Raw genomic sequence first — 2325 nt, forward strand, 5'->3', positions numbered from 1 at the left:
ACCTGTTCTGGTTCTTCGGGCACCCGGAGGTCTACATCATCGCCCTGCCGTTCTTCGGCATCGCGACCGAGATCCTGCCGGTGTTCAGCCGCAAGCCGGTGTTCGGCTACAAGGGCCTGATCTACGCGGCGATCGCGATCGGTGCGCTGTCCGTGACGGTCTGGGCGCACCACATGTACGCGACGGGAGCGGTGCTGCTGCCGTTCTTCGCCATGATGACCATGCTGATCGCGGTCCCCACGGGCGTGAAGTTCTTCAACTGGATCGGCACGATGTGGCGCGGCAAGCTCACGTTCGAGACGCCCATGCTCTGGACCATCGGGTTCATGACCACGTTCCTGTTCGGCGGCCTGACCGGGATCATCCTGTCCAGCCCGGCCCTGGACTTCCACATCCACGACACCTACTTCGTGGTCGCCCACTTCCACTACGTGGTCTTCGGCACCGTGGTGTTCATGTTCTTCGCCGGCCTGTACTACTGGTGGCCCAAGATGACCGGGCGGATGCTCAACGAGCGCCTGGGCAAGATCCACTTCTGGCTGCTGTTCGTCGGCTTCCACATGACCTTCCTCATCCAGCACTGGCTCGGCGCGCGCGGCATGCCGCGGCGGTACGCGGACTACTCCCCCGACGACGGCGTGACCTGGATGCACCAGGTCTCCACCATCGGGGCGATGCTGCTGGGGGTGTCCACGCTGCCGTTCCTGTGGAACGTGTACGTCACCTGGCGGCGCGCGCCGAAGGTGACCGTCGACGACCCGTGGGGCTTCGGGCAGTCGCTGGAGTGGGCGACGTCCTGCCCGCCGCCGCGGCACAACTTCACGTCGCTGCCCCGCATCCGCTCCGAGCGCCCGGCGTTCGACCTGCACCACCCCGAGGTCGCGGCCATGGACCACGTCGAGCCGAAGCCCGGGTTCTTCGACTGGGAGTCCGAGCGCACCGGGGAGCAGGGGCTCGCGCGCGAGCGGGTCGAGCAGGGCGGCGGCGAGTCCGAGCAGTCCAGCGCCACGGTCGTGGCCGACCCGCCGGAGGACGACGGGCGCGGCAGCTAGCCGCGGGCCCCGTCGCCGGGGCCCGCGGCCGTCTGCTCAGGCGCCGAGCACCCGGCGGTCCCCGACGGGCCGGGCGTGCTCGAGCGCCCAGTCCAGCGCACGGTCCGCCACCGCCTCCCACCCGGGGGCCGCGCACGTCCAGTGGTCCCGCCCGGCGAGCTCCTCGTACTCGGTGAGCGCCGGGGACCGCGACCACCGCCTCGCGTTCGCCTTGTTCACGGCCGGCGGCATGATGTGGTCGCGCTCCCCGGCGAGGAACAGCAGGGGTGCCCGGTCCACCGCGTAGTCGACCCAGGTGGCCTGGTGCCCCGGCGTGACGTTGGCGAGCAGGCCGTAGGCCCAGATCCAGTCCCCGGGCGCCCCGATCGCGTACCGCTCCCACGCCGCGCGGGAGTCCTCGGCGCTGAGCGTGTTGGCGAACGCGTAGTGGAACTCCTCCGGGCTGAAGGCGACGGCCCGCCTGCGGTTCGCCGGGCTCTTCAGCGCGGGGAACAGCGACCGCGCCTGCGACAGCGGGGTGACCCGCACGCCCTCGGTCGGCGCGGAGTCGATGACGACCCCCGCCGCGCCGAGACCGCGGGCGAGCAGCAGCTGCGTCAGCGTCCCGCCGAACGAGTGCCCGATGATCAGCGGCGGACGGTCGAGCGCCTCCACCACGGCGGCCAGGTGGTCGACCGTCTCGGGGACGGTGAGGCCGGCGATCACCTCCGGGTGCGCGCGCAGCGCCTCCACCTCGATCTCGAACCCGGGGTAGGCCGGGGTGAGGACGCGCAGTCCGCGCCGCTCGTAGTGGGCGACCCAGTGCTCCCAGCTGCGGGGGGTCATCCAGAGGCCGTGCACGAGCACGACGGTGTCGGGCCGGGTGGTGGTCATGGTGGCTCCTCAGGACTCGATGAAGGCGAGCAGGTCGGCGTGCAGGCGGTCGCGGTCGGTGTCCGGCAGGGCGTGCCCGCTGCCGGCGTAGACCAGGAGCTTCGCGTCGGCGACGAGCGCGGCCGTCCGCTCGCCGCCGACGGGGAAGGGCACGATCTGGTCGTCGTCGCCGTGGATCACCAGGGTCGGCACGTCGACGGCCGCGAGGTCGGGGCGGAAGTCGGTGGCGGAGAACGCGGCGATGCACTCGTGGGCGGCCCGGTGCCCGCTGGCCGTGCCCTGCAGCCAGAAGGCGTCGCGGAGGCCCTGCGACACGTCGTGGCGGCGGTTGTGGCCGAAGAACGGGCCGTCGGCCAGGTCGCGGTAGAGCTGGGAGCGGTCGGCGCGCTCCCCGGCGCGG

The 2325-nt window shown here is 71.9% G+C and carries 3 protein-coding genes; 1 reads left to right on the forward strand and 2 read right to left on the reverse strand.

The window, feature by feature from the left end:
- Positions 1-1052 (forward strand): cbb3-type cytochrome c oxidase subunit I (locus RIF68_RS34635; RefSeq protein WP_309055470.1); only part of this gene is annotated, 1052 nt, incomplete at its 5' end.
- 36 nt (positions 1053-1088) lie between these two features.
- Here the strand turns inward: RIF68_RS34635 and RIF68_RS34640 are convergent.
- Together RIF68_RS34640 and RIF68_RS34645 are read right to left on the reverse strand one after the other, a co-directional pair.
- On the reverse strand, positions 1089-1925 hold the full coding sequence (locus RIF68_RS34640) for an alpha/beta fold hydrolase (RefSeq protein ID WP_309055472.1): 837 nt from the start codon (positions 1923-1925) through the stop codon (positions 1089-1091).
- 9 nt (positions 1926-1934) lie between these two features.
- Positions 1935-2325, reverse strand: a 391-nt coding sequence (locus RIF68_RS34645; RefSeq protein WP_309055473.1) for an alpha/beta hydrolase, incomplete at its 5' end; no start/stop codon positions are given.

This window comes from Streptomyces sp. (assembly GCF_031178505.1).
Lineage (GTDB): Bacteria > Actinomycetota > Actinomycetes > Streptomycetales > Streptomycetaceae > Streptomyces > Streptomyces gulbargensis.

Excerpts from the sequence above, each read along its gene's own strand:
- RIF68_RS34640 (WP_309055472.1), bottom strand. The coding sequence starts at position 1,925 with ATGACCACCACCCGGCCCGACACCGTCGTGCTCGTGCACGGCCTCTGG.